The sequence below is a fragment of the Faecalispora sporosphaeroides DSM 1294 genome (assembly GCA_000383295.1).
GTDB classification, from domain to species: Bacteria; Bacillota; Clostridia; order Oscillospirales; family Acutalibacteraceae; genus Faecalispora; species Faecalispora sporosphaeroides.
Map to the genome: position 1 here is coordinate 357,822 of KB911066.1, position 24,904 is coordinate 382,725.

A 24,904-nucleotide genomic window follows, 5' to 3' on the forward strand; every position below is an offset into this window, starting at 1 on the left:
AATGTAAATGCACAGAGACGAAGGGACGGTTTCGGTACCGCCCCTTTTTTGTTTGCGGATATAGGGAAATCCACAACCGCATTTCCATATTTGATATCCACCCGGTGTCATCCAATCCTCATATTCCATTCTGTCTGTTCTATGGATGATGGATCCCGGAAAAAACGAACCGAGCCAACGTTCTTTGGTTAAGCCCCCTTCACATGCTTGTATTTTCCAACATAGTATATTTCATATATCAACACCTGTGAAAAAGGGGGGCGATCCGTTGGTAACTTTAAGCTATCTACACATCTTATATATCGCGCTGATCCTCGTTATGCTCGTCCTGATGGCCTTTCGCAAAAGCATTGTTCTGCCCTGCGTGGCAGGCATACTCATCATCGGTTTGGCAGCTTCCCAAAGCGCGATCGGCGGCATACAGGCGCTGTTCAACGCGCTTGTCTGGTCCGGGGGAGAATTCTGGGGCGTTATCGCCGTGATATCACTCGTCGTGGCAATGTCCAAGGCACTCTCTGCCCTCGGCGCGGATGCGCTGATGATCCGCCCGTTCAGCCGCTACATGAAAAGCAGGAGCGTAACCTTCCTCCTGCTGGGCTTCGTCATGTTTGCCGTTTCCATCTGTATATGGCCTTCCCCGGCAGTCGCGCTCGTAGGGGCCGTCATTCTGCCCCTTGCACTTGAGACGGGCATCCCCGTTGTGTGGGCCGCGGTAGCGATGAACCTGTTCGGCCACGGCATGGCGCTTTCGGGAGATTTCTTCATACAGGGCGCCCCCACCATCACCGCAAAAGCCGCAGATACAACGGTTGGCGCGCTGATGCGAGAAAGCGTTGTGCTCTGGGCCGTGATGGCCGTTGTCACCGCAACGGTGGCGTTCATCATGTTCCGGCGCGATGTGAAGGGACTGCCGCCGGTCAAGGTGGAGCGGGCCGCCGTTTCTGCGGAAAAACCCCAACCGGCCGCGGTGGCGATCGCGATCGCCACGCCCGTCGCATTCTTGCTGGACGTTATATTCATGCTGTCCTTCAAGCTGCAGGGCGGGGACGCCACAGCGCTTGTGGGCGGCACGGCGCTGCTGATCCTCGTGGCCGCAACCTGCGTCAACGGCGGTGTTATGAAGGCGTTCGACAAGGTCATAGAGCATCTTAAGGCAGGCTTCGGCTTCGGCATCGACATTTTCACGCCGGTCATCTTCATTGGGGGATTTTTCTTTCTCGGCGGTGCGGACGGCGCGAAGGCCGTTCTTGGCAGCGATACGGGCATCATGAATGATATCGGCCTCTACCTTGCGCAAAACGTGCCGATTTCGCGCGTGCCCGTGGTGATTGCGGAGGCGCTCGCGGGCTTTGTCACCGGGCTTGACGGCTCCGGCTTCTCCGGGCTGCCCATTGTCGGCGCGACAGCAGCCACCTTTGCGCAAGCGCTGCCCGTCAACAAGGAAATGCTCGCCGCTCTCGGCCAGATCGTCACCATATGGGTGGACGGCGGTACGCTCATTCCGTGGGCGGTCATTCCCGTCGCCGCGATCTGCGGTGTAAGACCGGAGGATCTGGTGCGCAAAAACCTCCTCCCCGTGTGCTCCGGGCTCGCCGCGACCATCCTCGTCGCCTGCATTCTTGTGTAAATGAAATAAGATGATAATGCCCTATTGCCTTGGTATCCTCCCACAACCGAGGTTCTCCGGGTACGGATTCTTCGCTTTGGGGCACCCGTTTACCTGCCGCACTTCCATTGTGAATTCAAGATGCAAAAGAGCGGTTACAAAATACACCTGCCGAAAAACAGTGTACAAAAATGCGCGTTGATCCGGCATGCCGAATCAATGCGCATTTTCCTGTTTTTTTCGTCTGTTCGTCTGTTTGAATCTGCCTGTTTCCATAAATCAGGCTCCCCCTTTCGGGGCGGTCTCAATTCGCCGCACGCTCTGGCAGGCTGTTCATTCAAAGTGTTCAGGGGGCGGTCCGCCGAGGCATATTCCGGATTGGGGTCGGGTCAGGGCTCGATGATCGGACGGGCCTTCTCTTTTGTATGCTTCGCTTTCCCTTGCAGCTCCGGAACAGGCGGAACATCGTTTTTGGGCAGATGCGTTTTGTGATTGCTCTCTGTTCCGTGCGGCTCCTTCGGGTCAGGCCGGCGCATTCCTGCTTTTGCCATAGACTTGCTCCTTTCGTTTGTTTTTCTTAGCATTCCCGCACCGGCGCGGCGTCATCCTCCCGTTTTGTTTCTAAAAAAAGCGACTGCGCCTAACGCCAAAAAGCCGGATGCAAAAAGCATCCGGCGCTAAAACAATTCCGCAGCGTCAGCTGCGGTTCTTTACCAGCTTGTTGAGTTCGTCCATAAAGGTGTTAAGATCTTTAAACTGCCGGTATACCGACGCAAAACGGACATACGCAACCTCGTCGATATTCTTGAGCTTTTCCATCACGTACGTTCCAATCAGGCTGGAGGGAACCTCACGATCCAGAGAATTTTGCAGCATCGTTTCGATCTCGTCCACAACGCGTTCGAGCGTATCAATGGAGACCGGACGCTTCTCGCATGCACGCAAAAGGCCGTTGAGCAGCTTGTTGCGGTCAAACGTCTGACGGGATTTGTCCTTTTTAATCACCACAATGGGAACCGTTTCGATCACCTCATAGGTGGTAAAGCGTTTGGCGCATTTCAGGCATTCCCTGCGGCGCCGGATTCGCTCGCCCTCGTCCGTTGGGCGGGAATCGATTACCTTGCTTTCCTCAAAACCGCAATACGGGCATTTCACAGGCATGACCCTCCTCTGTTCTTTTACAGCAGCTTTTAAAATTATAGCATTATCCTTGCGTAATTTGCAATATTTTCGGCGATTTATTTCACCAGTTGTTCTACAAAATGCCTGCTGTGAAGCAAATGATCCAGATTCGGGAAGCTTTTCCGGTAAACCTCGATGATAAAATCTCCGCTGTACCCGAAGTCATCCAGCAGCCTCATCAGCCGCGCATAGTCCATGGTGCCGTCGCCGGGCAAAAGGCAGTCGGATTTGCCGTTGTTGTCATTCAGATGGATGTGCACCAGCCGATCCCCCATGGCGCGGCACATCTCATAGGGGTCCTTGCCGGCGCGCACGGCCTGCTTGATATCGAACACAAAGCAGCAGCCATCGCCCAGATACTCCCGCATTCGGCGGATAAAGCCGGGGTCTTCGCTGCGAAAGCGATTGACGTTCTCCTGCGCCACCTGTATTCCGCATCGGCGGCCGGCCTCATGGAGCAGCGCGTACCGCTCGAAGTATTCTTCTTCGCTCAGCGTGCTGTACAGGTAATCGCGCTGGCCGTGCAGCACCAGAATTTCAGCCCCGAGCCGGCCGGCGGCTTCAAAATATTTACGGTAAAAATCCAGAGAATCCGTAAAGCGGCTGTCGTAATCCGAAAAGAACATCATGCTTTCAAAGCCGGATGTAAAGGGGTGGATCGATTTGACAGCTGATCCCGAAGAATCCAGAATCGATTTCAAATTGTTCAGATAATCCGGCCTGAGCTCGCCATAGGTATTAAAAAAGATCTCGAATAACCGAAACCCCATATTGGTCAGCTGGGCCAAGGACCGGGCGGTCTCCTGCGGATACAGGCACGCCGTAGATATACCGTATTGGATAAGCAGTCCCCTCCTTTGGCGGTGATACTTGTACACAGGTACATAAGTTTATTATATCATCTGCTGCCCTGTTTGGTGCAACAAACAGGCAGAATGTTTTGTTTTTTCAATGATTCAGGGTTGCATTTTCCCGATCGCCCGGCGGTTCGCATGCCCCGGCCTGTGGGGCATGCCCGCGCAAGCGGAATCTCACGCGGGGGAGCACTCACAGAAAAATGGCAGAAAAAACAAATCAATGCTTTGGCTCGAAAAGCAAGCCTTGCGCCGGCAGCATTCACCTTCAGCGAAACTTAAAAAATTGAACGCAACCATGTGGTTATTATATCACCGACGCTGCAAAAATGTCCACAAAATTGCCCGTTTTCCCTCAAAGGAGCCGATGTTGCGCGTTGTTCTTGATTTCATCGCGAAATTCCTCTATAATAATATGGAAAGAGAAGCGGCGGCCGGTCTACGGCCTTTGGGCGGTTGAACACCGCCTTTTCTATTGTTCTGCCGTTTTAAGAAGGAGCTTGCATTAACATGGCTTTGCTGAGTACGAGCAATTTAAGAAAGACATTCGGCGCCGAGGATCTGTTCAGCGGCGTCTCCTTTGAAATACAGTCCGGCGACCGGATTGGCCTTGTGGGGGTCAACGGCTCCGGAAAAACCACCCTGTTTAAGATGCTGACGGGCGATCTGCCGAGCGACGGAGGAGAAATTCACCTTTCACGCGACGCTGTGATCGGCTATATGGAGCAGCATGTATGCAATAATCTGGAGCAAACTGCTTACGCCGAGGTGCTCAGCGTATTCGCCCCCCTGCTCGGGATGGAGCGCGAGCTCGAGGAGCTCAGCCTTGCTCTGCAGGGCAAGCCGCAGAACCAGGCCGAGCTGATTGAGCGCCAGATGCTTCTCAATGAGCGCTTTCTGCGTGAAGGCGGCCTTACCTGCCGCTCTCGTGCCCGCTCCGCACTGCTGGGCCTGGGGTTTGACGACGAGCAGGCCGCCATGCCGGTCGGCGTGCTGAGCGGCGGGCAAAAGGCCAAGCTGCAGCTGGCAAAGCTTCTGCTTTCCGGCGCGAATCTGCTTTTGCTGGATGAGCCGACAAACCATCTGGACATCGCCTCCGTCGAATGGCTGGAGGATTTTCTCAAAGGGTATTCCGGCGCTTTTCTGGTCATTTCGCATGACCGTTATTTTTTGGACCGCGTGACGGGGCGTACCTTTGAACTGGCAAATCACCGGCTGACGTGCTATAAGGGGAATTACACCGCGTATCTGGCGCAAAAGCAGGAAAACGACCTGACGGCGCAAAGAAAATACGAGAACACCAAAAAAGAAATCTCCCGCCTGGAGGGAATGGTGGCGCAGCAGCGGCAATGGAACCGCGAGCGCAACATCCGCATGGCGGAAAGTAAAATGAAGGTGATCGAGCGGCTCGAAAGCACGCTCGTAAAGCCCGACGAGGCGGAGGACAGCATCCGCTTCCGCTTTGAGCCCTCGCAGCGCGGCGGCAACGATGTTCTGGATGCCGCGGGCCTTTCGCTGAGCTTTGACGGAGCCCTCCTGTTCCGCAATGTCAATCTGGAAATCCGACGCGGCGAGCGCATTTTTTTGATCGGCCCAAACGGCTGCGGCAAGACCTCTTTGCTGAAAACGCTGCTCTCACGCTACCTGCCGGACAGCGGCGAAATCCGCTTCGGCGCGGGGATCGACGTCGGCTACTACGACCAGATTCAGGAGGATCTGCACCCCGAAAAAACCGTGATCGACGAAATCTGGGATTCGTACCCGTCCATGACGCAGACGGAGGTTCGCAACGCGCTGGCGATCTTCCTGTTTCAGGATGACGACGTATTCAAGCCGGTCGCCGCTTTGAGCGGCGGGGAGCGCGCCCGCGTTCTGCTGCTGCGCCTGATGCTCTCGCGCGCGAATTTTCTGCTGCTGGACGAACCGACGAACCATTTGGACATCGGCTCCTGCGAGGCGCTGGAAAACGCGCTGCAAAATTACGAGGGCACTTTGCTGATCGTGTCGCATGACCGCTACCTGATCAACAAGCTGGCCGACCGAATCTATTTTCTGGACAAAGACGGTACCACGGAATACATCGGCAATTACGACGCGTACCTGGAACGCGCCAAGGAGACGGCCAAGGAGCCTGTGAAGGAGCAGCAGGAGCCGGAGCAGAAAAGCCTCTACAAGCAGCGCAAGGAACAGGAAGCAAAGCTGCGCAAAACCCGCGCCGCCATCAAACGCGCGGAGCAGGAGATGGAGCGGCTTGAGCAGGAAATGGAGCGGGTGCAGGCCCGCCTGCACGCACCGGAAATCGCTGCCGACTACGAAGCGGTGATGGAGCTGACGAAGGAGCTGGCCCGGCTGAAGGAGCAGGCCGATTCTGTCTTTTTCACCTGGAGCGAGCTGTCCGAGGAGCTGGAGCAGGCAGGCGAAAGCGCATAAAAAAAGCCCGGAATATCCGGGCTTGAGACTGCTGAAAAAACGTGCGGCCGCGGTACTTGCCGCCCTGCCCCACGCAATTTTCGGCAGTCTGCGTTCCTATCACCATGCGATCTACTATGCGTTCTTATGCGTTCTGCGGCTGAAATTCCGCAAGCTCCGCAATAAAATGTTCCGCCTGAGGCCCTTCAAGCTCTACCGTGACCGGTTTGGACAGGTCTAAGCTGAATACGCCCATAATGGACTTTGCATCTATTGTGTACTTGTCGGTTCTTAGATTGATCGGAAAATCATATCGGTTCGCCAAAGTGACAAACTTTTTGACTGCTTCTATGCTGGACAACAGAATATCGGTCGTATACATGGTCGACATCTCCTATTCTTTGAATCAATCTGTGAAGATCTGTACGATTCCTATCATAGCGTACAGTCGTCTGTTGGTCAATATCAAAAATCCAGTTATTTCTACTTGTTTTGACATTTTTTTGGATTTTGATCAATTATCTTCCTTTATCTTCATTTTTGTCGGGGACGGCCTTCAAAAGATTTTTCTAAAATGAAATCAGGAGAATCCGCCGATCTGACAATGAAAAATTTTCCCTGAAAGGATCCTTCCATGAAAGTACATGTGATTACACTGGGCTGTAAGGTCAATCAGTATGAATCGCAGGCGATGCTTCAGCAGCTGCTGCACGCCGGATTTTCCCCTTCGATGGGGGAATCGGCGGACGTGGTGCTGATCAACTCCTGCACCGTGACCGCAACCAGCGACCATAAGGTGCGCCAGACGCTGCACCGCGCCCGTCGGCAGAACCCCGGCGCGGTGATCGTGCTGACCGGCTGCATGCCGCAGGCGTTCCCCGAGGAGGCCGAGGCCCTCACGGAGGCGGACGTCATTCTCGGCAACTCGAACCGCGGCTCCCTGCTGCCGGATATTCTGACGTATCTTTCAACACACCAGAGGATTGTGGATATTGTTCCCCACGAGCGCAAGGGTTCGTTTGAGCCGATGCAGATCGAGGACTTTCAGGAACGCACCCGCGCCTTCATTAAAATTCAGGACGGGTGCAACCGGTTCTGCTCCTACTGCATCATCCCCTATGCCAGAGGGCGGGTGCGCTCAAAGCCGCTGGAGGATTTGGAGCGGGAGCTGCGGCTTTTGGGGGAACGGGGCTTCCGCGAGGTCGTTCTGACCGGCATCAACCTTTCCGCCTATGGGCAGGAGCTCGACCTGCACCTGTGCGACGCGGTGGAAGCGGCGTGCCGCACGCCGGGCATCGAGCGGGTGCGGCTCGGCTCGCTGGAGCCGGAGCAGCTCAGCCAGCCGGTGATTCAGCGGCTGGCGGCACAGAAAAAGCTGTGCCCGCAGTTTCACCTCTCCCTGCAGAGCGGCTGCGACGCGACCCTGCGCCGCATGAACCGCCACTACGACACCGCGGAATACCGCGAGATCGTTCGGAATCTGCGTGCGGCATTCCCGAACGCGGCCATCACGACCGACATCATGGTCGGCTTTGCCGGGGAAACTGAGCAGGAATTCTCCGAATCCCTCGCGTTTGCCAAAGAAATCGGCTTTGCGAAGGTGCATGTATTCGCCTACTCCCGCCGCCCCGGTACCGCGGCCTATTCCGCGCCGGATCAGCTGACAAAGGAAATCAAGGACCGCCGCAGCAAGGCGATGATCGAAGTGACCCTCGGCACCATGCGGGAATTCTTTCAGAGGCAGGTTGGTCAAACCGCCGGCGTCCTGTTTGAGCGGGAATGCGCCCCCGGCGTTTACGAGGGCTACACCGAAAACTACACCCCGGTCACGGTTTCCTCCGAACAGCCGCTGCACGCGCAGATTCTGCCGGTACGCATCACATCTGCCGGCAGGGACGGCTGCACCGGAGCGCTTCTTTCTCATTGATAAGCCGGACGGATGGTGAAAAGAATACGGGCCCGCGCGGCCCGACCCGGTCAATTGAGCAGCTTGATGACATTCTGCACCTCTTCGCGGCTGTGCTCGGCGTCGAGCTGATCGTAGGCGTAGAACATAAATCCGCCGCCGCCGATCTGCCGCCCCAACTCCACCTGCTTTTGCAGAATATCATTGGATTTTTTCCAGGTGCCCTCATCCGCATCGGAGCCGGCCTTGTAGACCGCGAGCCCGAAATACAGCTGCACGCCTTTGGCCGTGACCATCTGCCGCCACTGCTTGGCGCCGTCGTCAAACGGGAGGATGGGGTGTTCAAAATTCACATACAGCTGCGGGCATATGTAATCGACGTACCCGGCTGTGGAAGCCCACGAAACCACATCCGCACCCATGCGCAAGTCGTTCTGCACATTCCCCTGCGGAGAAATTCCGAACACCACGCCCGGCTTGATGCTCTTGATCTCGCGGTACACCATCGACACCATTTTGTTGATATTGGCGCGCCGCCACTCGAACAAATCCATGGCGCTGCCGTTCTTCTTCGCCTCGGCCAGGTAAGCCCCGTAGGAGCCGGTATCGAAGATGCTGCTTTCCGTGGGGTAAAAATAATCGTCGAACTGCACGCCGTCCACATCGTATTTTTTCACGATTTCGGCCACACCGTCGGTGATGAGCTTAAGCACCTCAGGGTATGCGGGATTATAATAAATGCCGTTGTCGAGCGTCACCGTCCGCCCCGAAAGCTTTTGGAGCTGCCATTTGTTATAGGGATTGCTCTGCGCGAGCGCCGTGGGCGTATTGTTTGTCCGAATGCGAAGCGGATTGATCCACGCGTGGATTTTCAGGCCCGCCTTGTGCGTGGCCTGTACCATATACGCGAGCGGGTCGTACCCGGGGTTGACCCCCTGCACCCCCGTTAAAATGTGCGACCACGGAAAATAATCCGACGGATACAGTGCGTCCCCGAACGGGCGCACGTGAACAATCAGGGCGTTCATCCCCTTGCTTTTGGCATTCGCCACAATCGCGTCGAATTTTTTCTGAAAGGCGGCCTTGCTTTGATCTGCCTGCGCATTCATCGCCAGACTCATATAGGGAACCCATACGGCCCGCATTTCGTCCTTCGGAACGGTGTTCACCGGATTGCCGCCGGAGCCGGGCGACGACTCCGAGGCAAAGGGCGCTGCGGAGGACGCTGCTGGCTCCCGGCCGGATGACTCCGAACCCGATTGTTCCCGCCCGGGAGGCCCTCCCTGCACCGCCATGGTCAGAAGAACCGAGGCGATCAGCAAAGCCACCGCCGCCACGCTGGCCCCGCAGCCCTGCCAAAGACGCTCGTGTTTCATTTTTACAATCCTCCCTTTTTGAAAAATCAATTCGCTTTCAGAATCACTGTACGCGAAATCAACAGCTTTTGTAAAGGACTGCCAAACCTGTCCCTGCCGTTCTCTATATTTATAATGCGGCACTCGCCAAAAAAGACCTGTCCGCTCTTATTTGAGGAAAAATTCGGACAAGAAAGAGAGTACAAATATGTTTGAGCTTATTTTCTCACACCCGACGGGAATCGTTTTGTACCTGGGCGTGATCAATCTGATCGCCGCCGCGGTGACGATATACGATAAAAAGCAGGCCCGCACGCACGGGCGGCGCATTCCGGAAAAGGATCTGTTCACCCTGGCGATCCTCGGCGGTTCGCCCGCCATGCTGGTCACGATGCACATCATCCGCCACAAAACCCAGCACAAGCGCTTTATGCTGGGCCTGCCGCTCATCCTTCTGGCGCAGCTGAGCATCGCATCGCTGGTGTATCAGTTCACCCGTTAAAGGTATTTACCGCGAGCGAAAAATGCGTTATAATAGCCTCACGCCGCAGGCAAAAGCAAAGCTTTTGGGCGGCGGAGCGACTGTACTGATGGTACCATATTCCCCGGCCGCCGCTCAACGGAAAGTTCTGGGCAGCAATCCTGCCGGCCCGGGGCGGTCAGTAAAATAGAACTCTCTTTCATATTCATTTTCATTACACAGACCATGCCGCGCAGAAAACGGCAAACAGGAAAGGAAGCCTCGGAATGCTCAACGAATTTTCAAGAACACAGCTCCTGTTGGGAGAAGACGGCATGCAGCGCCTGCACCGGGCAAAGGTGGCGATTTTTGGAATCGGCGGAGTGGGCGGCTTTACCGCGGAGGCTCTCGCGCGCTCCGGAATCGGCAGCTTTGCGCTGTTTGACGACGACCGCATCTGCCTGACCAATATCAACCGCCAGATCATCGCCACCCGAAAAACGGTCGGCAAAAAGAAGGTTGAGGTGATGAGAGAACGCATTCTCGACATCAACCCCAAGGCACAGATTGAAATCAACGAGGTGTTTTACGGCGCGGAAAACGCAGACCAGTTTGACCTGAGCGAATATGACTACTTGGTCGATGCCATCGACACCATTTCTTCCAAGCTGGTGCTGATTGAGCGCGCCAAAGCGGCGAATGTGCCGATCATCAGCTGCATGGGGGCCGGAAACAAGCTTGACCCCACCCGCTTTGAGGTCACAGATATCTATAAGACCTCCGTGTGCCCGCTGGCCCGCGTCATGCGCAGCGAGCTGAGAAAGCGCGGCATCGATTCCCTGAAGGTGGTCTATTCCCAGGAGCCTCCCCTCACCCCCATCGACGACGACGAAAACAGCTGCAAGCACCACTGCATCTGCCCACCGGACACCAAGCGCAAATGCACCATCCGCCGGCAGGTGCCGGGCAGCATTTCGTTCGTCCCCTCCGTGGCCGGGCTGATTCTGGCGGGAGAGGTCGTAAAGGATCTGACAAACGCGTAAGGAATACCACCGGCTGACACGGTGGTATTCCTTATATGGATATCGCAGTGATAAAGCCTTCGACATACATCCTTAAACAGAACAAAATTGAAAAATATGAAAATAAAAGGACTTAGCCGGATGAAAATTAACAGACCTTATTAGCTGGAATACTAATCGCCATATCCATTGTGATTGCCGGCATATTGATTGCAAATGCGATTCAAACTGGTCTGGATTCGCTCTACATGGGCGTGACTTCGTTGCAGTAGCTGATTAAAGCTACGTTTTCATCATAAAAGCGTCAGGATTGATATCCCGCCGCTTCAGGCAGAAGAAAAAGCTGCGCAGCCGCAAATTGCAGAGCAATTCTGCTCCCTGTGCTGCTCTTTACCTGCAATTTCGGTCACATACACAGAGTGTGCTCCCTCATTTGCGGTGCTTGCCGCCTTTGCCGTGCACGATTTTCGGCGGCTGTTTGCCGAAAAACTGAAAAGACCCGTTCCGCCTTAGGCGGAACGGGTCTTTTTCATCTTTTATGGCTGGGCGTCTGTGCCGTAAATAAACTCGCGCAGCGCCTTGCTGTTTTCTTCCAAATCGGGGTCGAGCACATCGCCGACACCGGGAATTGCATTCCCGTTTTTTTCGCTTCGATCGATATACATCCCGCTCTCCGGCATGTGCATCGTCTCCATCGGGTAGCTCATAATGCTCATCGCACTGGCGGCCAGACTGAGCATCTCACCGTCGGAAAGGTTCGTCGTCACATAACCCATATAATCGTGCAACAAAGAAGAAAGCTCGATGGGGTTCTTTGATTTGAGCTTGTCCACCATACAGCCGATCACCTTTCGCTGGCGGTTGGTTCGCCCAAAATCGCTGTCGATGATCCGGATGCGCGAATAATACAATGCCAGCGTACCGCGCATATGATTGGTACCCGCGCTCATCTGCGCATGCTTTACCCGATTCATCTCGTCGGCTTCTGCCTGACTGATATTGACCTCGATCCCGCCCATCTTGTCAATGATCTCGGCGAAGCTGTCGACATCAATGGAAACGAATTTATCGATATTGATACGGAAGTTATTCTCAATCGTCTGCATCGTCAGCGCGGCGCCGCCGTTGCTGTAAGACGCGTTGAGTTTATTTTTGCCGACACCGGGAATCTCTACATACAAATCGCGCAGAAAGGAGGTCAGCTTCACTTTTTTACTCTTGTTGTCGATCGAGACCAGCATCATGGTGTCGGAGCGTCGCAGGCCGTCCTTCACGCGGTCGGTACCGATCAGCAGAATATTCGTCACCTGCTTGTCCGAGAGCACATCCCACTGCGGCGCGTCGGAAGGCTGCTGCACATAGCTGTTGGCGTCTGTGTTGTCGCGGTTGATCTGCGACAGCAGGGAGGATGCGTAGGCGTAAACGGCCGCACACAGCAGAAGAACCACCGCTAAAACAATCACCCCGACTTTTCTGCCCCTCTTTTTCTTCGGCGGGCGGCGCCTTTGGGATGATTTTCTTGACGAAGCGGCAGAGCTGTATCCATCGCGGTCGCTGCTGCTGTAAATGTCGCGGTCTACATAATTATAGCGGTCTATCTCTCCGCTCGGCCTGCGGCTCGCGCCGCGGCTGCTGCGATTATCCTCTTTTCTTGCCATATCCTTCTCCTGTTCTTCACCTTCCATGTTAACAGAAACCATTCTATTGCAAATAGTATCGCTTGTCAAGCATGAGGGCCCTTTGATCGATTTTGCGATTTCTTATTATTTGTTTACAGCTCGGTAACATATAACCCGATTTTTTTAGGTATAATACAAAAGGTTATGAATGGAGGGAGAACGTATGCCGCAGCAAAAAAAGACAAACGCAAGCAGTCAGGCCCTTTGGGTGCGAATCGTTGCGCTAATCTGTGCCGTACTGATCGCCGGCTCTGTTCTTTCCATCGTATTTTACCTGTAAACCCAGTTAAGAATACCTTGGGCGCCCATCGTAAGCCTGCCGGAGCTTTCCTGCAGGTTTATTTTTCTGTGTTTATTTTCAATATTCAGGAGGTCAATTCATGTTTGAGTACGACGTAATTATCGTGGGGGCCGGCCCTGCGGGCATTTTTGCGGCGCTGGAGCTGGAAAAAACCGCTCCGCAGGCAAAAGTTCTGATGATCGACAGCGGCAGCACCATTGCGCGCCGGGCCTGTCCCGCAAGAACGAGAGGCATCTGCGCGCACTGCAACCCCTGCCATATTATGAACGGATGGGCCGGCGCCGGCGCCTTTTCCGACGGCAAGCTCTCGCTTTCTTACGAGGTGGGCGGCAATGTAACCGATTATCTGCCGCGTGAAGAGGTCACTGATCTGATCCATTACGCAGACGGAATCTACCTGGGCTTCGGCGCGCCGGAAACCGTATACGGCCAGGGCGACAAATTCGCGGACAAAATCGCCTACGACGCGAAGAAGCACAATGTTCAGCTGGTTCCCTGTCCCGTTCGCCATATGGGAACCGAATATTCCTACGAGGTACTCAGCCGCATGTACGATTACCTGAATGCGAAGGAAAATTTCACGTTCCTGGAATACACGACCGCCGAAACGATTCAGAATGAGAACGGCAAGGCCACCGGCGTGTGGGCGGTCAACAAGCAGGGCGAGCGCAAATGCCTGACGGCGCCGTACATTGTTCTGGCCCCCGGCCGCGGCGGCGCAGACTGGCTGACCCGCGTTGCGGCGGAGAACGGGATCTCCACCACAAACAACGCGGTGGATATCGGCGTGCGCGTCGAGGTGCCGAACGCGGTGATGGACCCGCTGACCACCCACCTGTACGAGGCAAAGCTCGTATATTACTCCGACACCTTCGAGAGCAAGGTGCGCACGTTCTGCATGAACCCGGGCGGAATCGTCAGCGAGGAGCATTACGAGGGCGGCGTGGGCGGAAACGGAATCGCGGTGGTCAACGGCCACAGCTATGCAGACGAGGGCCGCCGGACGGACAACACCAACTTTGCGCTGCTGGTTTCCACCAACTTTACCGAGCCGTTCCACCAGCCCATTGAATACGGCCGTTATATCGCCCAGCTGGGCAACATGCTGACCGGCGGCGGCATTATGGTACAGCGCCTGGGCGATCTTTTGATGGGCCGCCGCACCGATGTTTCCCGCCTGAAGCGTTCGACGACAGTGCCTACCCTGAAAAACGCGGTACCGGGCGATTTGTCGTTCGTTCTTCCTCACCGCCACCTGACCAGCGTGGTGGAGGGCCTGCGCGCGTTTGACAAAATCGCGCCCGGACTGTATTCCAAAAACACACTGCTGTATGGCGTTGAGGTAAAATTCTACTCCTCGAAGGTCAAGGTCAAAAACACCTTTGAAACGTCTGTGGAAAATCTGTACGCCATCGGCGATGGCGCGGGTATTACCCGCGGCCTGATGCAGGCCTCCGTGACCGGCGTAGTGGTCGCGCGCAACATTGCGAAGAGCATGCAGAAGCAGAAGTAATCTTTACACCATCAATCCCCTTTTGGCGGTTTACTCCGCCTGAGGGGATTTTTTCTTTTTTCATTTTGATTGGAAAGAGTTGGTTTTTGAGGGGTACCACCGCGTGTGGTTCCGCTTACGCAGGCTTGCCCTCGTGCCGGGGCAGACTTTTTCTTTTTCTTGGTATGAAAGAACTGATTTTCAGCAGGTGCCCCCGCGAAGGAAATATGGTATAATAAAAATAAAAAAACTGCCGAAGGCTGGCACAGAAATTACGTGGAGGAATGTATTATGACGCTGCAGCAGCTGAAATACATTATTGAAATTGTCAACAGCGGTTCCATCAATGAAGCGGCTAAAAAGCTGTATATTACCCAGCCGAGCCTTTCCAGCGCGGTCAAAGAGCTGGAATCTGAAATGGGGATTGAGCTTTTTCTGCGCACGCCCAAGGGGATCACGCTTACCTCCGACGGCGCGGAGTTCCTCGGCTATGCGCGTCAGGTCGTCGAACAGGCCAGCCTGCTGGAGCAGCGGTACCTCAACAAAAAGCCCTCGCGTCAGCTATGCTCGATTTCTACCCAGCACTACGCCTTTGCGGTCAACGCGTTCGTCAATATGATCCAAAAAAGCGGAGCCGACGAGTATGAATTCACGCTGCGCGAAACCAGAACCTACGAGATCATTGAGGATGTCAAAACGCTGCGCAGCGAGCTCGGAATTCTGTACCGCAACCCGTTTAACCAAAAGGTGATCGACAAGCTGCTCAAAGAGAATCATTTGGAATTTCACCCGTTGTTCACAGCGGAGCCGCATATCTTTACCAGCTCGAGCAACCCTTTGGCAAAACGCCCATCCGTTACGCTGGAGGATTTGGAGGAATACCCCTACCTGTCTTATGAACAGGGCGATTACAACTCCTTCTATTTTTCGGAGGAAATTTTAAGCACGGTTTTTCATAAAAAGAGCATCCACGTCAGCGACCGCGCAACGATCTTTAACCTGATGATCGGTCTGGACGGCTACACCATTTCCACCGGAATCGTCAGCGCCGACCTGAACGGCGACAACATCACCTCGGTTCCGCTGATTGTTGACGATAAGATTCAGGTGGGCTGGATCTCTAACCGTCAGATTCAGCTGAGCAAACAGGCTCTTTCGTATGTGGAAGAGCTGCGCGATGTGATTAGTGGGTATGGACTTACGCTGGAAGAATGAGTTTGAAAGCGGCACACAAAACCGGGCAGCCATCCCACTTCCCGCGCGGCATCCGTTGTCTGCCGGCCTACCGCTGAAAAAAGCTTCTTTTGCATCTTCTGCCCTACGGCTGCTAACGCAGTTATTAGCCGGCACAGCCGGGAGTGTTCGTTTGACAAACAAAGAGGCTGTTGCAAAACAAATTTGTGATAGCAAATGGAACGAAGAAATAGCCTCAAAAATAAGGAAATGCGCCTTGGAATGACTTTTACCGGTCAGACCAAGACGCATTTTTGTGTATATTTTTAGATAAGGCTGTTTTGCAACCGTCTCTGTTTGACATGCAAAACAGCATGACTGTATTTGCTTACAGGCAGGTTCAGAGCAGGGCGAGAATATCGGCCTCCAGATTTTCCGGTTTGTCCGACGGCGCATAGCGGGCAATCACATTGCCGTTTCTGTCCACCAGAAACTTTGTAAAATTCCATTTGATATTGGAGCTTAGAACTCCCTTTCGCTGAGACTTCAAATACGAATACAGCGGGGATTCATTCGGGCCGTTGACCTCAATTTTTGCAAACTGAGGAAAGGTGACATGATAGGTCAGCTGACAGAAGCTTTGAATCTCCTCTTCGCTGCCCGGCGCCTGATGACCGAACTGATTGCATGGGAAATCGAGAATCTCAAACCCGCGGTCTCGATACTTTTGATATAAAAGCTCCAGCCCCTCATACTGCGGGGTAAATCCGCACCCGGTTGCGGTGTTCACAATCAGCAGCACCTTGCCTTGATATTGAGAAAGCGGCACCGGCTGTTTTTTCATGTTCAGCACGCTAAAATCATAGATACTCATTTGGATGATCCCCCTGTATTATCAATATTAATTGTTTCCTATTTAATAGTACACAATTTATATGAAGTCGTCAAGTGCTTTTCTTGACCTTTTCAAATAAATTTGATACTATTTAATTGTGCAATAGATAAGAGAGGGGTACCCAATGAACAATACCGATGAGATTTTAAGGCTGGATAACCAGCTTTGCTTTGCCCTTTATGTCAGCTCGAAAGAGATCATTCGCAGGTACAAACCGCTTTTGGAGCCGCTCCATTTGACCTACACCGGTTATATTACCATGATGGCACTGTGGGAGAAGGACGACATTTCCGTAAAGGAGCTGGGGAACCGCCTGACACTGGATTCAGGCACTCTGACACCGCTGCTCAAAAAGCTGGAGTCACTCTCATATATTGAACGGATCCGTAGCGGCGACGATGAGCGGAGCGTGCACATTCGCCTTACGGAAGCCGGACGCAGCTTAAAAGCGAAGGCCGCGTCGATTCCGGAGCAGATGATCTGCTCCGCCGGCCTTACGCCTGAAACACTCGGCCCGCTGTTAAAAAGTCTGCGGGCTTTTATCGGCGACCTTACGGCTGAATCCTAAGCAAATATTCAAGCAAACTGAAAGAGCGGTTGAGGAGAGGATTTTTTCTAATCGCTCTTGAAAATCTGTTTGCCGCATGCTATAATATTGTTTGTTACATGATCGCTTTTTGGGAATGAAGTTCTCCCACGGCATTGCCGAAACTGCTTATTGAGCTGATGACTTCTGCGCTGGCAGAAGCATCGGCTTTTTTGTTTGCTTTTTATTTCAGAGGGTTCTGATGAATATTTGGCATGACATTTCTTCAATGATGTGACACTGCCATTTCAGTGATCAAAAACGGCATCACCCGGTATCACAAAGTCTTTTACAAAGGAACAAATCCATGAGAAAATATATTTTCCTTGCCTGCGGGTCAATCGTCGGCGCGATTGCAAGATACCTGATGGAAAGGGTCAAAATTCCCGGCTACCACGAAGCTCTTCCGCTCAACACACTGTTTATCAACATCACAGGCGCTTTTTTAATCGCCTTTCTCCTGACCATCGGCCTTGAAATCCGGGAGTTTGATCCCGACGTTCGTCTCGGCCTGACGACTGGCCTGATGGGAGCGTACACCACCTTTTCCACCCTGTGCAAGGAGGCCTCAGCACTGCTGCTTCAGGGAGAATACATCTCTGCGGCCTCTTACCTGACCGCAAGCGCCGCGCTCGGGCTGGGAGCCGTTGCTTTGGGAGTCACAGCCGCCCGGGCGCTGGGAACAAGACTGCCAAAACAAGGCGGAGCGGAATCTGCTTGCCATTCCAATGAAAACGAGGTGGATTAGTTGGAGATTGCTCTGGTCGCGGTCGGCGGGCTTTTCGGCGGGCTCTGCAGATTTGAATTGGGACGGTTTATTCTACAGAAGGCCGGCACCCGATTCCCGCTTGGAACCTTTATCATCAACATAACAGGCGCATTCCTGCTCGGCGTGTTGACGGGCTCCGAGCTCCCTGCGCAGGCCTATGTTCTGCTGGGAGACGGTTTTCTGGGCGCGTATACCACCTTCTCTACCTTCATGTATGAAGGCTTTCAGCTGTTTGATCAAAAGGAACGAAACGCCTTTCTTTACATTTTCAGCTCTCTGTTCATCGGCGTTATCGGGTATGTATGCGGCTACGCGCTGGCAAAGGTATTTTAATTTTTGTACACACCTTTCCTGAAAGTAAACCAGCAATGAACATAGCAAAACGGGGCTGCTGCAAAACGAATTTGCGATCGCAAATAGCATAAGGCAACAGCTTTAATCATAAGAAAACGCACCTTAAAACAGGCTTTGAAAGCCCATGTAAGGTGCATTTATGTGCATTGTTTTATTGAGAGACTGTTTTGCGTTTGGGGCAAAGCACAAATAAAACTATTTTCTTTGCAGAATGAGTTTATTCAGAAAACAGCGGAGTCGAGAGATACCGCTCGCCGGTATCCGGCAGAATGGCAACGATCACCTTGCCCGCGTTCTCGGGGCGCTTTGCCAGCTCTGTCGCCGCCCAAATGGCAGCGCCGGAAGAAATCCCCACCAAAAGACCCTCTTCCTTAGACAGCTCCTTGCCGGCAACAAAGGCGTCCTCGTTCTTCACGCGGATGATTTCATCATAAATGGTGGTGTTGAGCACCTTGGGCACAAAACCCGCTCCGATTCCCTGAATCTTGTGGGGGCCGGACTTGCCCTCCGACAATACCGGAGAAGAATCGGGCTCTACGGCAACCACTTTCACATTCGGATTCTTTGATTTGAGGAACTCGCCCGCACCGGTGAGTGTTCCGCCCGTACCGACGCCGGCTACCAAAATGTCCACCTTGCCGTCGGTGTCCTCCCAAATTTCAGGACCGGTCGTTTTTCTGTGAATATCCGGGTTCGCGGGGTTTACAAACTGGCCGGGAATAAAGGAATGCGGAATTTCCTTCGCCAGCTCGTCAGCTTTGGCAATTGCGCCGGACATGCCCTTCGCGCCCTCGGTCAGAACAAGCTCCGCGCCGTAGGCCTTGAGCAGATTTCTGCGCTCAACGCTCATGGTCTCCGGCATCGTGAGAATAATACGATAGCCGTGCGCGGCCGCCACGGAAGCGAGACCGATACCGGTGTTTCCGCTGGTGGGCTCGATAATGACGGACTCGGGATTCAAAAGGCCCTTTTCCTCGGCGTCTTCGATCATCGCCTTGGCAATTCTGTCCTTCACGCTCCCGGCCGGATTAAAATATTCCAGCTTGCCAATCACCGTTGCCTGCAGTCTGTGCTTCTTTTCATAATTGGAAAGTTCCAAAAGAGGGGTTTTTCCGATCAGATCCGTCAGATTCTTAAAAACCTTTGCCATAAGACGACCTCCTAAAATCATTTAATCATATATGATATATATGTTTTGTTGCTATTATAATACAGCACTTTTTGGAAAATGTCAACCATGAAACTCATATTATTTTTATCGATTGGATGCAATGTAAGCATGCGATGTTTGCAGCATTTCATTTAAAATCATGTGATCCTGTAATCATATTGGAATCAGCGCTCCCACCTGCATTGGCTATTGACAAACGCGGTTTTTTCTCTTATTATCTATTACATATAATACATATTATTTTTATATGAAATAGGTGATTCTATGAAAATATCCACAAAGGGTCGTTACGCTTTGGCAGCTACCATTCATATGGCGCGGTACTATCAATGTGGTGAATATATTACGGTCTCCAGCATTGCGGAAAGCCTGGGAATCTCTAAAATTTATCTGGAGCAGGTTTTTTCCATGCTCAAGCAGGCGGGAATCATTTTTTCTGTGAAAGGCGCTCAGGGAGGCTATCAGCTTGCGCGGCCGCCCTTTCAGATCACCGCGCTGGATGTTCTCGCCTGCGTAGAGCTTTCTTTATTCAAGAATACACAGGAAACCGTTGCCCAGCGAGCTCCCGATATTGAAAAGGCTCTGCGGGCGTCCGCCTTTGATCTGCTGGATCAGGCAGTGCGGGGTACCCTGAGCGAAATCACGCTCTCTGACCTTGCCGCGGAGGCGGTAAAGAACGAGGGAGAACATACCATCATGTTCTATATTTAGAAAAAGATCAAAGAAAGGTCTGTTTGCCAACAGGCGCAGCGGCGGCTTTTTGCAATCCTCCATCAGGGGGTACGGGCCGGCCCATCGGCGGCATCTAGAAAGATTCCATTCACTCATTCTCAAATCAAACCGCGTTTTGGGGGAAAGCACAGTTCAGGTGCTTTCCCCTTTTTTGTTCTGCAGAAGATGTTTCTGCCACATTTTACATTTAACATATATGTAAAATGTAAAATATTGTCTAAGCTGACAAGTTTTATCCAAAGTTGATTTGTTCGTTGTCCCAAAGATGCCGAAACACCCCGTATTTCCATTGACAACCAAAAACCGAATACATATAATGCTTATAAGCTTAATATGTATTATATCAATCGCAGAATGGAGGAACCACCATGGCAAACAGAAAAAGCTTCGCCGCAATGAATTGTACCTTGATGGGGATGCAGAGCTCCTGTATCCTCTGTTGTGCCATGTGTCAATATGATACCCTCAGCGGATAGGTCTATTCTTGCGCATGCTTTCGGGCAGTCGGGATTAGAAAATCCCGACTGCCCTTTTTATTTTTAGGAACGCACGGAAAGGACAGGATGCTTTTGATTGAACTCGTAAACGTAAAGAAAAGCTACCGGAACGCCACAGGACAGATTGAGGCCCTGAAGGGAGTGTCCCTGAAGGTTGACCGCTCCGACATTTACGGGGTGATCGGTTACAGCGGGGCGGGAAAAAGCACGCTGATCCGCTGCATCAACCTTTTGGAGCGCCCGGACAGCGGCCAGGTGCTGCTCTCCGGAAGCGACATCACCGGGTCTTCTCAGACTCAGCTCGAGAAAACGCGCCAGCAGATCGGGATGATTTTTCAGCACTTTAATCTGCTTCGTTCCAAAACGGTATTTGAGAACATCGCGTTTCCGCTCCGGTACCTGCGAAAGAGCAGGCAGGAGATTCGGCAAAAGGTAGAAGAGCTGCTGCAGCTGGTCGACCTGAGCGACAAGGCGGACTGTTACCCCTCCCAACTGAGCGGCGGGCAAAAACAGCGGGTTGCTATTGCCAGAGCGCTGGCCAACGACCCACAGATCCTGCTCAGCGACGAGGCAACCTCCGCCCTCGACCCACAGACCACGGATTCGATTTTGCAGCTTCTGCTGGAGCTCAACCGTCGCCTGGGCTTGACGATTGTAATCGTCACCCACGAAATGCATGTGGTTCAGGAAATCTGCAACAAGGTCGCCGTGATGGAAAACGGGCTGATCGTGGAGCAGGGCGATACCTTTGAGGTGTTCTCCTGCCCGCAGACCAAAACAACCAAGTGTTTCACGGCCTCGTTATTCCGGGAGGGGAATGTTGAAAAGCTGATCGAGCAGATCGATCAGAATCTGGGAACTCTCCCGAATCGGAAGCTACTGCACCTGCTGTTCGTAGGGCCCAAAGCGAATAACGCGTATATCTCTCACGTGATCAAGCGGTTTGAGGTGGAGGTCAGCATTCTTTACGGGTCTATCGAGCTGGTGCAGTCCCGGCCCATCGGCAGCCTGTTTGTCGCCATAAGCGGCGATGAACTCAAGATTTTTGCGGCAATGGAGTACTTAACCACAGAAGGCGTCGGCGTGCATATTTTGCAGGAGCTCCCCTGTGACGGCCGGGAGGAGGTTGCGGTTTGAAGGAATTTCTCATTAAACTCTTCCCAAACGTGTACGAAATGTTCGGCGATTTGCTCGATTCCATCTGGCAGACCTTTGTGATGGTCGGCATCGCGGGAATTTTCGGGATCACCATCGGGACGCTGCTTGGAATCGCACTGGTCGCTTCCGCCAAGGGCGGCCTGTATGAAAACGACCTGTTCAACAGCATTCTGGGCAAAATCGTGAATACCATCCGCTCGATTCCGTTCGTCATTCTGATTGCGCTGATGGTTTCCCTTACCCGCTTCCTCGTCGGAACCTCCATTGGCGTTCGGGGCGCGATCGTCCCCATGATCGCCGGGATCATTCCCCTTGTGACGCGAATGACCGAGCAGGCCCTGCTGGAGGTAGACCCGGGCGTGATGGAGGCCGCCCGTTCCATGGGGATTTCGCGGGCCTACATTATCGTTCACATTCTGTTGCAGGAAAGCCTGCCGGGGCTTCTGCGCTCGCTCGTTACCAGCTTCATCAGCCTGATCGGCCTTTCCGCCATGGCCGGCAGTGTGGGCGGCGGCGGAATCGGCAACTTTGCCATCCGTTACGGCTACTCGCGGTATATGAACGACATCACCGTTGTGACCGTGCTGCTGCTTTTGCTGATCGTCAACATCGTGCAGAGCGTCGGCAACCGCGCGGCACAGCGGCTGACACACTGAACGCTCCCCAATATTCCCTGTTTTAAAATCAACAGATCAAATTCGTATCAGGAGGATGAACTACCATGAAAAAACAAAATCAACTTTCCCGGATCGGCTCCGTGTTATCCGTACTGCTGGCAGCCAGCGTATTTCTTTCCGCGTGCAGCGGCGCCGCCGCAAATGCCGGCATGTCCGCGGCCTCCAACGCCCCGGCATCTTCCGCCCAGCCCAAACCGGTGACGGTGAAAATCGGCACTACGTCCGACGAACCGCGCGTGTGGAAGGCGGTGCAGGCCGAGCTCGACGCCGAAGGCGCAAACATCAAAATTGAGACGATCAATTTGGCGGGCGGTGAGCCGAACAAGGCCCTGGCCGAAGGAGAGGTCGATTTGAACGCATTCCAGCATTACGCGTATTTCAACAAAAACAAAGCGGAGCTCAAGCTTGACCTGACCGCGATCGGCGACACCCTGATTGTGCCGCTGAACCTCTTCTCCCAAAAGCACAAATCGCTGGAGGAGCTGCCGAACGGCGCGCAGATCGCGATCCCTGATGACCCCACCAATCAGGGGCGCGCGCTGAACGTTCTGAAAAACGCCGGCCTGATTAAGCTGGATGAGAAAGCCGGAAACAACGCACTGATCAAGGACGTAACGGAGAATCCAAAGAAGATCAAATTTGTGGAGATCACCGGAGCTCAGCTGCCCCGCTCGCTGCAAGACGTGGACGCGGCTATCATCAACTGCGGCTACGCCGTGGATTCGGGGCTGGACCCGGTGAAGGACCCGATCTACAAAGACGACATCGACCTGAAAAATCCGGAACAGCAGCCGTTTATCAACCTGATCGCGGCCAGAACGGCAGACAAGGATAACCCGGCCTACCTGAAAATCGTGGAGGCCTACCATACCCAGAGGGTGGCCGACGCAATCGCCGAGGTGTATTCCAATGCGGCGGTTCCCGCCTTTGAGGTCAAATAATTCTGAGGAGGCGGGTTCCATGCCCAAAACACTTTATGAGGAAGCGCTCGAGCACCAACCGGAAACAACCGAGCTGCGAAGATGGTTTCACAGCCACCCCGAACCAAGCTTTGGGGAATACGAAACCGCCGCACGCGTGCGGGAAGAGCTGGACCGGCTCGGCATTCCATTTGTCACGGCGGGCGAAACCGGCACCGTCGGCATCCTCCGCGGGAAATCTGAAAAACCGGTGATCGCCCTTCGCGCGGACATCGACGCTCTCGAGATCGAAGAAAAAAACGAGGTTCCCTACCGCTCCCAAAACTCGGGGCTGATGCACACCTGCGGACACGACGCGCACACCTCTTCCCTGCTGACGGCGGCAAAGCTTCTGCTCCGCCGCCGGGAGGAGCTGCCCGGCACGGTCAAGCTGATTTTTCAGCCCGCCGAAGAGGTGGGCCGGGGCGCGAACTCGGTTATTTCATCGGGTACGCTGGACGATGTGCAGGCTTTCTTCGGGCTGCACGTGCGGGCGGGTCTCCCGGTTGGTAAGGCCGCCTTGCAGGCAGGGCCCATCATGGCGGGCGCCAACTCTCTGAAAATCGATGTGTTCGGGAAAAGCGGGCACGCCGGCCACCCGGACAACGCCATCGACGTGATCGCCGCGGGCGCGGAGATTGTGGAAGCGCTGCAGCACATCGTCTCCCGCGAAATTCCGCCCACGGAAGCGGCGACGATTTCGGTCTGCCAGTTTCACGCGGGAACCCGGGATAACATCATCGCAAATCACGCCGGAATTTCAGGTACCGTGCGTGTGACAAGCGAGCAGACGCGGGAGCAGATTGCGAAGGCCGTTCACCGCGTGGTGAACGGAATCAGCGCGGCGCACCGGGTGACCGCACAGGTAGAATGTGAATTTGCCACACCCATTCTCATCAATTCCGCCGAGCTGTACCAGACGGCGCGCGCCGCCGCACAGGAGGTTTTGTCGCCGGAAGGGGTGCAGGGGGTTCTCCCCCAGCTCGGGACAGAGGATTTCAGCGCATACGGGCAGATTGCCCCGGCCTTCTTCACCTTTGTGGGTTCCGGCGGCGAATACCCGCACCACCATGAGAGGTTTGACATCGACGAGCGGGTTCTCTCCATTTCAGCGGCGCTGTATATGGCTTTTGTCCTCCACTATTTTAACTTGAATGAAAAGAGTGATTTGGATGCCTAAGGTAGAAAGCTTTGCATTGGACCACACCATCGTACAGGCGCCTTATGTGCGCGTGGCCGGTGTGGAACACAACGGAAAAGGAGCCACCGTTCAAAAATTCGACCTGCGCTTTTTGCAGCCCAATACCGACTCCATCCCTACGGGGGCGCTGCACACGCTGGAGCATTATCTCTCCATCTTTCTACGGGAGGAGATCGACGGGCTGATCGACATTTCCCCCATGGGCTGCCGGACAGGATTTTATCTGGTGGTGTGGGAGGAACACCCGGTTTTGGAAATCGCCCTCGCCCTGCATCACGCTCTGCAAAGAGTGCTGGAGCAGACGGAGGTGCCTGCAGCCACCGCGAAGGAATGCGGCAATTACAGGGATCATTCGCTGTTCTCCGCAAAGGAATACGCCCGGCAGGTGCTTATTCAGGGAATCAGCACAGACCCCTTTGACCACAGCCGGCTGATTCAGGCGGACTGAGACCCCGATCATTCTAGT

General features: G+C 53.8%; 26 protein-coding genes and 1 riboswitch. Of the genes, 18 read left to right on the top strand and 8 right to left on the bottom strand.

Features of this window, described 5'->3' with window-relative positions:
* Positions 1 to 268 precede the first annotated feature (268 nt).
* Positions 269 to 1,627 carry a hypothetical protein gene (locus tag G340_RS0101870; protein ID WP_020071957.1) on the top strand — a complete coding sequence of 453 codons (1,359 nt, stop codon included), beginning with the start codon at positions 269 to 271 and terminating at the stop codon, positions 1,625 to 1,627.
* Positions 1,628 to 1,995: 368 nt separating this feature from the next.
* On the opposite strand, the gene G340_RS18170 is transcribed toward G340_RS0101870, so the two are convergent.
* The 3 genes from G340_RS18170 to G340_RS0101885 form a co-directional block, all read right to left on the bottom strand.
* Positions 1,996 to 2,157 carry a hypothetical protein gene (locus tag G340_RS18170; RefSeq protein ID WP_009062929.1) on the bottom strand — a complete coding sequence of 54 codons (162 nt, stop codon included), beginning with the start codon at positions 2,155 to 2,157 and terminating at the stop codon, positions 1,996 to 1,998.
* 145 nt (positions 2,158 to 2,302) lie between these two features.
* A complete protein-coding gene (gene nrdR / locus G340_RS0101880; protein ID WP_020071958.1) occupies positions 2,303 to 2,761 on the bottom strand; it encodes a transcriptional regulator NrdR in 459 nt (152 codons plus the stop codon).
* Positions 2,762 to 2,844: 83 nt separating this feature from the next.
* The gene (locus G340_RS0101885) at positions 2,845 to 3,576 is read right to left on the bottom strand and encodes a sugar phosphate isomerase/epimerase family protein (RefSeq protein ID WP_020071959.1); all 732 of its coding nucleotides are present in this window, start codon (positions 3,574 to 3,576) and stop codon (positions 2,845 to 2,847) included.
* 163 nt (positions 3,577 to 3,739) lie between these two features.
* On the opposite strand from G340_RS0101885, the gene G340_RS0101890 reads away from it, so the two are divergent.
* The gene (locus tag G340_RS0101890; protein ID WP_020071960.1) at positions 3,740 to 4,102 is read left to right on the top strand and encodes a hypothetical protein; all 363 of its coding nucleotides are present in this window, start codon (positions 3,740 to 3,742) and stop codon (positions 4,100 to 4,102) included.
* Positions 4,103 to 4,152: 50 nt separating this feature from the next.
* Positions 4,153 to 6,072, top strand: a complete 1,920-nt coding sequence (locus G340_RS0101895; protein ID WP_020071961.1) for an ABC-F family ATP-binding cassette domain-containing protein — start codon at positions 4,153 to 4,155, stop codon at positions 6,070 to 6,072.
* Between the two features lie 124 nt (positions 6,073 to 6,196).
* Here G340_RS0101895 and G340_RS0101900 read toward each other — a convergent pair whose 3' ends face one another.
* Positions 6,197 to 6,433, bottom strand: a complete 237-nt coding sequence (locus tag G340_RS0101900; protein ID WP_009060989.1) for an HPr family phosphocarrier protein — start codon at positions 6,431 to 6,433, stop codon at positions 6,197 to 6,199.
* A 252-nt stretch (positions 6,434 to 6,685) separates the two neighbouring features.
* Between G340_RS0101900 and mtaB the strand changes: the two genes are divergently transcribed.
* On the top strand, positions 6,686 to 7,978 hold the full coding sequence (mtaB, locus tag G340_RS0101910) for a tRNA (N(6)-L-threonylcarbamoyladenosine(37)-C(2))-methylthiotransferase MtaB (RefSeq protein WP_020071963.1): 1,293 nt from the start codon (positions 6,686 to 6,688) through the stop codon (positions 7,976 to 7,978).
* A gap of 50 nt (positions 7,979 to 8,028) precedes the next feature.
* Here mtaB and G340_RS0101915 read toward each other — a convergent pair whose 3' ends face one another.
* A complete protein-coding gene (locus G340_RS0101915) occupies positions 8,029 to 9,333 on the bottom strand; it encodes a glycoside hydrolase family 10 protein (protein WP_020071964.1) in 1,305 nt (434 codons plus the stop codon).
* Positions 9,334 to 9,520: 187 nt separating this feature from the next.
* Between G340_RS0101915 and G340_RS0101920 the strand changes: the two genes are divergently transcribed.
* Together G340_RS0101920 and G340_RS0101925 are read left to right on the top strand one after the other, a co-directional pair.
* On the top strand, positions 9,521 to 9,814 hold the full coding sequence (locus G340_RS0101920) for a DUF1294 domain-containing protein (RefSeq protein ID WP_020071965.1): 294 nt from the start codon (positions 9,521 to 9,523) through the stop codon (positions 9,812 to 9,814).
* 245 nt (positions 9,815 to 10,059) lie between these two features.
* Positions 10,060 to 10,815: a tRNA threonylcarbamoyladenosine dehydratase gene (locus G340_RS0101925; RefSeq protein ID WP_020071966.1), complete on the top strand. Its 756-nt coding sequence runs from the start codon at positions 10,060 to 10,062 to the stop codon at positions 10,813 to 10,815.
* A gap of 515 nt (positions 10,816 to 11,330) precedes the next feature.
* Here the strand turns inward: G340_RS0101925 and G340_RS0101935 are convergent.
* Positions 11,331 to 12,452, bottom strand: a complete 1,122-nt coding sequence (locus G340_RS0101935) for an LCP family protein (RefSeq protein ID WP_020071967.1) — start codon at positions 12,450 to 12,452, stop codon at positions 11,331 to 11,333.
* A gap of 401 nt (positions 12,453 to 12,853) precedes the next feature.
* Between G340_RS0101935 and G340_RS0101945 the strand changes: the two genes are divergently transcribed.
* From G340_RS0101945 to G340_RS17700, 3 genes are all read left to right on the top strand, one after another.
* Positions 12,854 to 14,287 (top strand): NAD(P)/FAD-dependent oxidoreductase, encoded by a 1,434-nt coding sequence (locus tag G340_RS0101945; RefSeq protein ID WP_020071969.1) that lies wholly within the window; start codon positions 12,854 to 12,856, stop codon positions 14,285 to 14,287.
* 270 nt (positions 14,288 to 14,557) lie between these two features.
* On the top strand, positions 14,558 to 15,481 hold the full coding sequence (locus G340_RS0101950) for a LysR family transcriptional regulator (RefSeq protein ID WP_020071970.1): 924 nt from the start codon (positions 14,558 to 14,560) through the stop codon (positions 15,479 to 15,481).
* Positions 15,459 to 15,725, top strand: coding sequence for a hypothetical protein (locus G340_RS17700; protein WP_154653063.1), 267 nt, complete (start codon positions 15,459 to 15,461; stop codon positions 15,723 to 15,725). The genes G340_RS0101950 and G340_RS17700 overlap by 23 nt, the downstream gene beginning before the upstream one ends.
* Before the next feature lie 114 nt (positions 15,726 to 15,839).
* Here the strand turns inward: G340_RS17700 and G340_RS0101955 are convergent, their stop codons facing one another.
* The gene (locus G340_RS0101955; RefSeq protein ID WP_020071971.1) at positions 15,840 to 16,313 is read right to left on the bottom strand and encodes a glutathione peroxidase; all 474 of its coding nucleotides are present in this window, start codon (positions 16,311 to 16,313) and stop codon (positions 15,840 to 15,842) included.
* Between the two features lie 145 nt (positions 16,314 to 16,458).
* Here G340_RS0101955 and G340_RS0101960 point away from each other — a divergent pair, with 145 nt between their 5' ends.
* The 3 genes from G340_RS0101960 (at position 16,459) to crcB (ending at position 18,022) form a co-directional block, all read left to right on the top strand.
* Entirely contained in the window at positions 16,459 to 16,902 is a 444-nt protein-coding gene (locus G340_RS0101960; protein WP_020071972.1) for a MarR family winged helix-turn-helix transcriptional regulator, read from the top strand.
* 102 nt (positions 16,903 to 17,004) lie between these two features.
* Positions 17,005 to 17,077, top strand: a riboswitch (Fluoride riboswitch).
* A 150-nt stretch (positions 17,078 to 17,227) separates the two neighbouring features.
* Positions 17,228 to 17,668 (top strand): fluoride efflux transporter FluC, encoded by a 441-nt coding sequence (locus G340_RS0101965; RefSeq protein WP_020071973.1) that lies wholly within the window; start codon positions 17,228 to 17,230, stop codon positions 17,666 to 17,668.
* On the top strand, positions 17,669 to 18,022 hold the full coding sequence (gene crcB / locus G340_RS0101970; protein WP_020071974.1) for a fluoride efflux transporter CrcB: 354 nt from the start codon (positions 17,669 to 17,671) through the stop codon (positions 18,020 to 18,022).
* 238 nt (positions 18,023 to 18,260) lie between these two features.
* On the opposite strand, the gene cysK is transcribed toward crcB, so the two are convergent.
* On the bottom strand, positions 18,261 to 19,193 hold the full coding sequence (gene cysK / locus G340_RS0101975; RefSeq protein ID WP_020071975.1) for a cysteine synthase A: 933 nt from the start codon (positions 19,191 to 19,193) through the stop codon (positions 18,261 to 18,263).
* Between the two features lie 285 nt (positions 19,194 to 19,478).
* On the opposite strand from cysK, the gene G340_RS0101980 reads away from it, so the two are divergent.
* The 6 genes from G340_RS0101980 to G340_RS0102005 all read left to right on the top strand — a co-directional run bounded on the left by G340_RS0101980 (position 19,479) and on the right by G340_RS0102005 (position 24,886).
* Complete coding sequence (locus tag G340_RS0101980) at positions 19,479 to 19,925, top strand: RrF2 family transcriptional regulator (RefSeq protein ID WP_020071976.1); 447 nt, start codon at positions 19,479 to 19,481, stop codon at positions 19,923 to 19,925.
* A 584-nt stretch (positions 19,926 to 20,509) separates the two neighbouring features.
* The gene (locus G340_RS0101985) at positions 20,510 to 21,580 is read left to right on the top strand and encodes a methionine ABC transporter ATP-binding protein (protein WP_020071977.1); all 1,071 of its coding nucleotides are present in this window, start codon (positions 20,510 to 20,512) and stop codon (positions 21,578 to 21,580) included.
* Complete coding sequence (locus G340_RS0101990) at positions 21,577 to 22,257, top strand: methionine ABC transporter permease (protein ID WP_020071978.1); 681 nt, start codon at positions 21,577 to 21,579, stop codon at positions 22,255 to 22,257. Before G340_RS0101985 ends, G340_RS0101990 begins: the two co-directional genes overlap by 4 nt.
* Before the next feature lie 65 nt (positions 22,258 to 22,322).
* The gene (locus tag G340_RS0101995; RefSeq protein WP_020071979.1) at positions 22,323 to 23,219 is read left to right on the top strand and encodes a MetQ/NlpA family ABC transporter substrate-binding protein; all 897 of its coding nucleotides are present in this window, start codon (positions 22,323 to 22,325) and stop codon (positions 23,217 to 23,219) included.
* 19 nt (positions 23,220 to 23,238) lie between these two features.
* Positions 23,239 to 24,417 carry a M20 metallopeptidase family protein gene (locus tag G340_RS0102000; RefSeq protein ID WP_020071980.1) on the top strand — a complete coding sequence of 393 codons (1,179 nt, stop codon included), beginning with the start codon at positions 23,239 to 23,241 and terminating at the stop codon, positions 24,415 to 24,417.
* Complete coding sequence (locus G340_RS0102005; RefSeq protein ID WP_020071981.1) at positions 24,410 to 24,886, top strand: S-ribosylhomocysteine lyase; 477 nt, start codon at positions 24,410 to 24,412, stop codon at positions 24,884 to 24,886. Before G340_RS0102000 ends, G340_RS0102005 begins: the two co-directional genes overlap by 8 nt.
* Positions 24,887 to 24,904 lie beyond the last annotated feature (18 nt).

What these genes read in the sequence shown, in the direction of transcription:
- G340_RS18170 (WP_009062929.1), bottom strand. Translation starts at nt 2,157, where the DNA reads ATGGCAAAAGCAGGAATGCGCCGGCCTGACCCGAAGGAGCCGCACGGA.
- G340_RS0101890 (WP_020071960.1), top strand. Translation starts at nt 3,740, where the DNA reads ATGATTCAGGGTTGCATTTTCCCGATCGCCCGGCGGTTCGCATGCCCC.
- G340_RS0101895 (WP_020071961.1), top strand. Translation starts at nt 4,153, where the DNA reads ATGGCTTTGCTGAGTACGAGCAATTTAAGAAAGACATTCGGCGCCGAG.
- G340_RS0101900 (WP_009060989.1), bottom strand. Translation starts at nt 6,433, where the DNA reads ATGTATACGACCGATATTCTGTTGTCCAGCATAGAAGCAGTCAAAAAG.
- mtaB (WP_020071963.1), top strand. Translation starts at nt 6,686, where the DNA reads ATGAAAGTACATGTGATTACACTGGGCTGTAAGGTCAATCAGTATGAA.
- G340_RS0101915 (WP_020071964.1), bottom strand. Translation starts at nt 9,333, where the DNA reads ATGAAACACGAGCGTCTTTGGCAGGGCTGCGGGGCCAGCGTGGCGGCG.
- G340_RS0101920 (WP_020071965.1), top strand. Translation starts at nt 9,521, where the DNA reads ATGTTTGAGCTTATTTTCTCACACCCGACGGGAATCGTTTTGTACCTG.
- G340_RS0101925 (WP_020071966.1), top strand. Translation starts at nt 10,060, where the DNA reads ATGCTCAACGAATTTTCAAGAACACAGCTCCTGTTGGGAGAAGACGGC.
- G340_RS0101935 (WP_020071967.1), bottom strand. Translation starts at nt 12,452, where the DNA reads ATGGCAAGAAAAGAGGATAATCGCAGCAGCCGCGGCGCGAGCCGCAGG.
- G340_RS0101945 (WP_020071969.1), top strand. Translation starts at nt 12,854, where the DNA reads ATGTTTGAGTACGACGTAATTATCGTGGGGGCCGGCCCTGCGGGCATT.
- G340_RS0101950 (WP_020071970.1), top strand. Translation starts at nt 14,558, where the DNA reads ATGACGCTGCAGCAGCTGAAATACATTATTGAAATTGTCAACAGCGGT.
- G340_RS17700 (WP_154653063.1), top strand. Translation starts at nt 15,459, where the DNA reads ATGGACTTACGCTGGAAGAATGAGTTTGAAAGCGGCACACAAAACCGG.
- G340_RS0101955 (WP_020071971.1), bottom strand. Translation starts at nt 16,313, where the DNA reads ATGAGTATCTATGATTTTAGCGTGCTGAACATGAAAAAACAGCCGGTG.
- G340_RS0101960 (WP_020071972.1), top strand. Translation starts at nt 16,459, where the DNA reads ATGAACAATACCGATGAGATTTTAAGGCTGGATAACCAGCTTTGCTTT.
- G340_RS0101965 (WP_020071973.1), top strand. Translation starts at nt 17,228, where the DNA reads ATGAGAAAATATATTTTCCTTGCCTGCGGGTCAATCGTCGGCGCGATT.
- cysK (WP_020071975.1), bottom strand. Translation starts at nt 19,193, where the DNA reads ATGGCAAAGGTTTTTAAGAATCTGACGGATCTGATCGGAAAAACCCCT.
- G340_RS0101980 (WP_020071976.1), top strand. Translation starts at nt 19,479, where the DNA reads ATGAAAATATCCACAAAGGGTCGTTACGCTTTGGCAGCTACCATTCAT.
- G340_RS0101985 (WP_020071977.1), top strand. Translation starts at nt 20,510, where the DNA reads ATGCTTTTGATTGAACTCGTAAACGTAAAGAAAAGCTACCGGAACGCC.
- G340_RS0101995 (WP_020071979.1), top strand. Translation starts at nt 22,323, where the DNA reads ATGAAAAAACAAAATCAACTTTCCCGGATCGGCTCCGTGTTATCCGTA.
- G340_RS0102000 (WP_020071980.1), top strand. Translation starts at nt 23,239, where the DNA reads ATGCCCAAAACACTTTATGAGGAAGCGCTCGAGCACCAACCGGAAACA.
- G340_RS0102005 (WP_020071981.1), top strand. Translation starts at nt 24,410, where the DNA reads ATGCCTAAGGTAGAAAGCTTTGCATTGGACCACACCATCGTACAGGCG.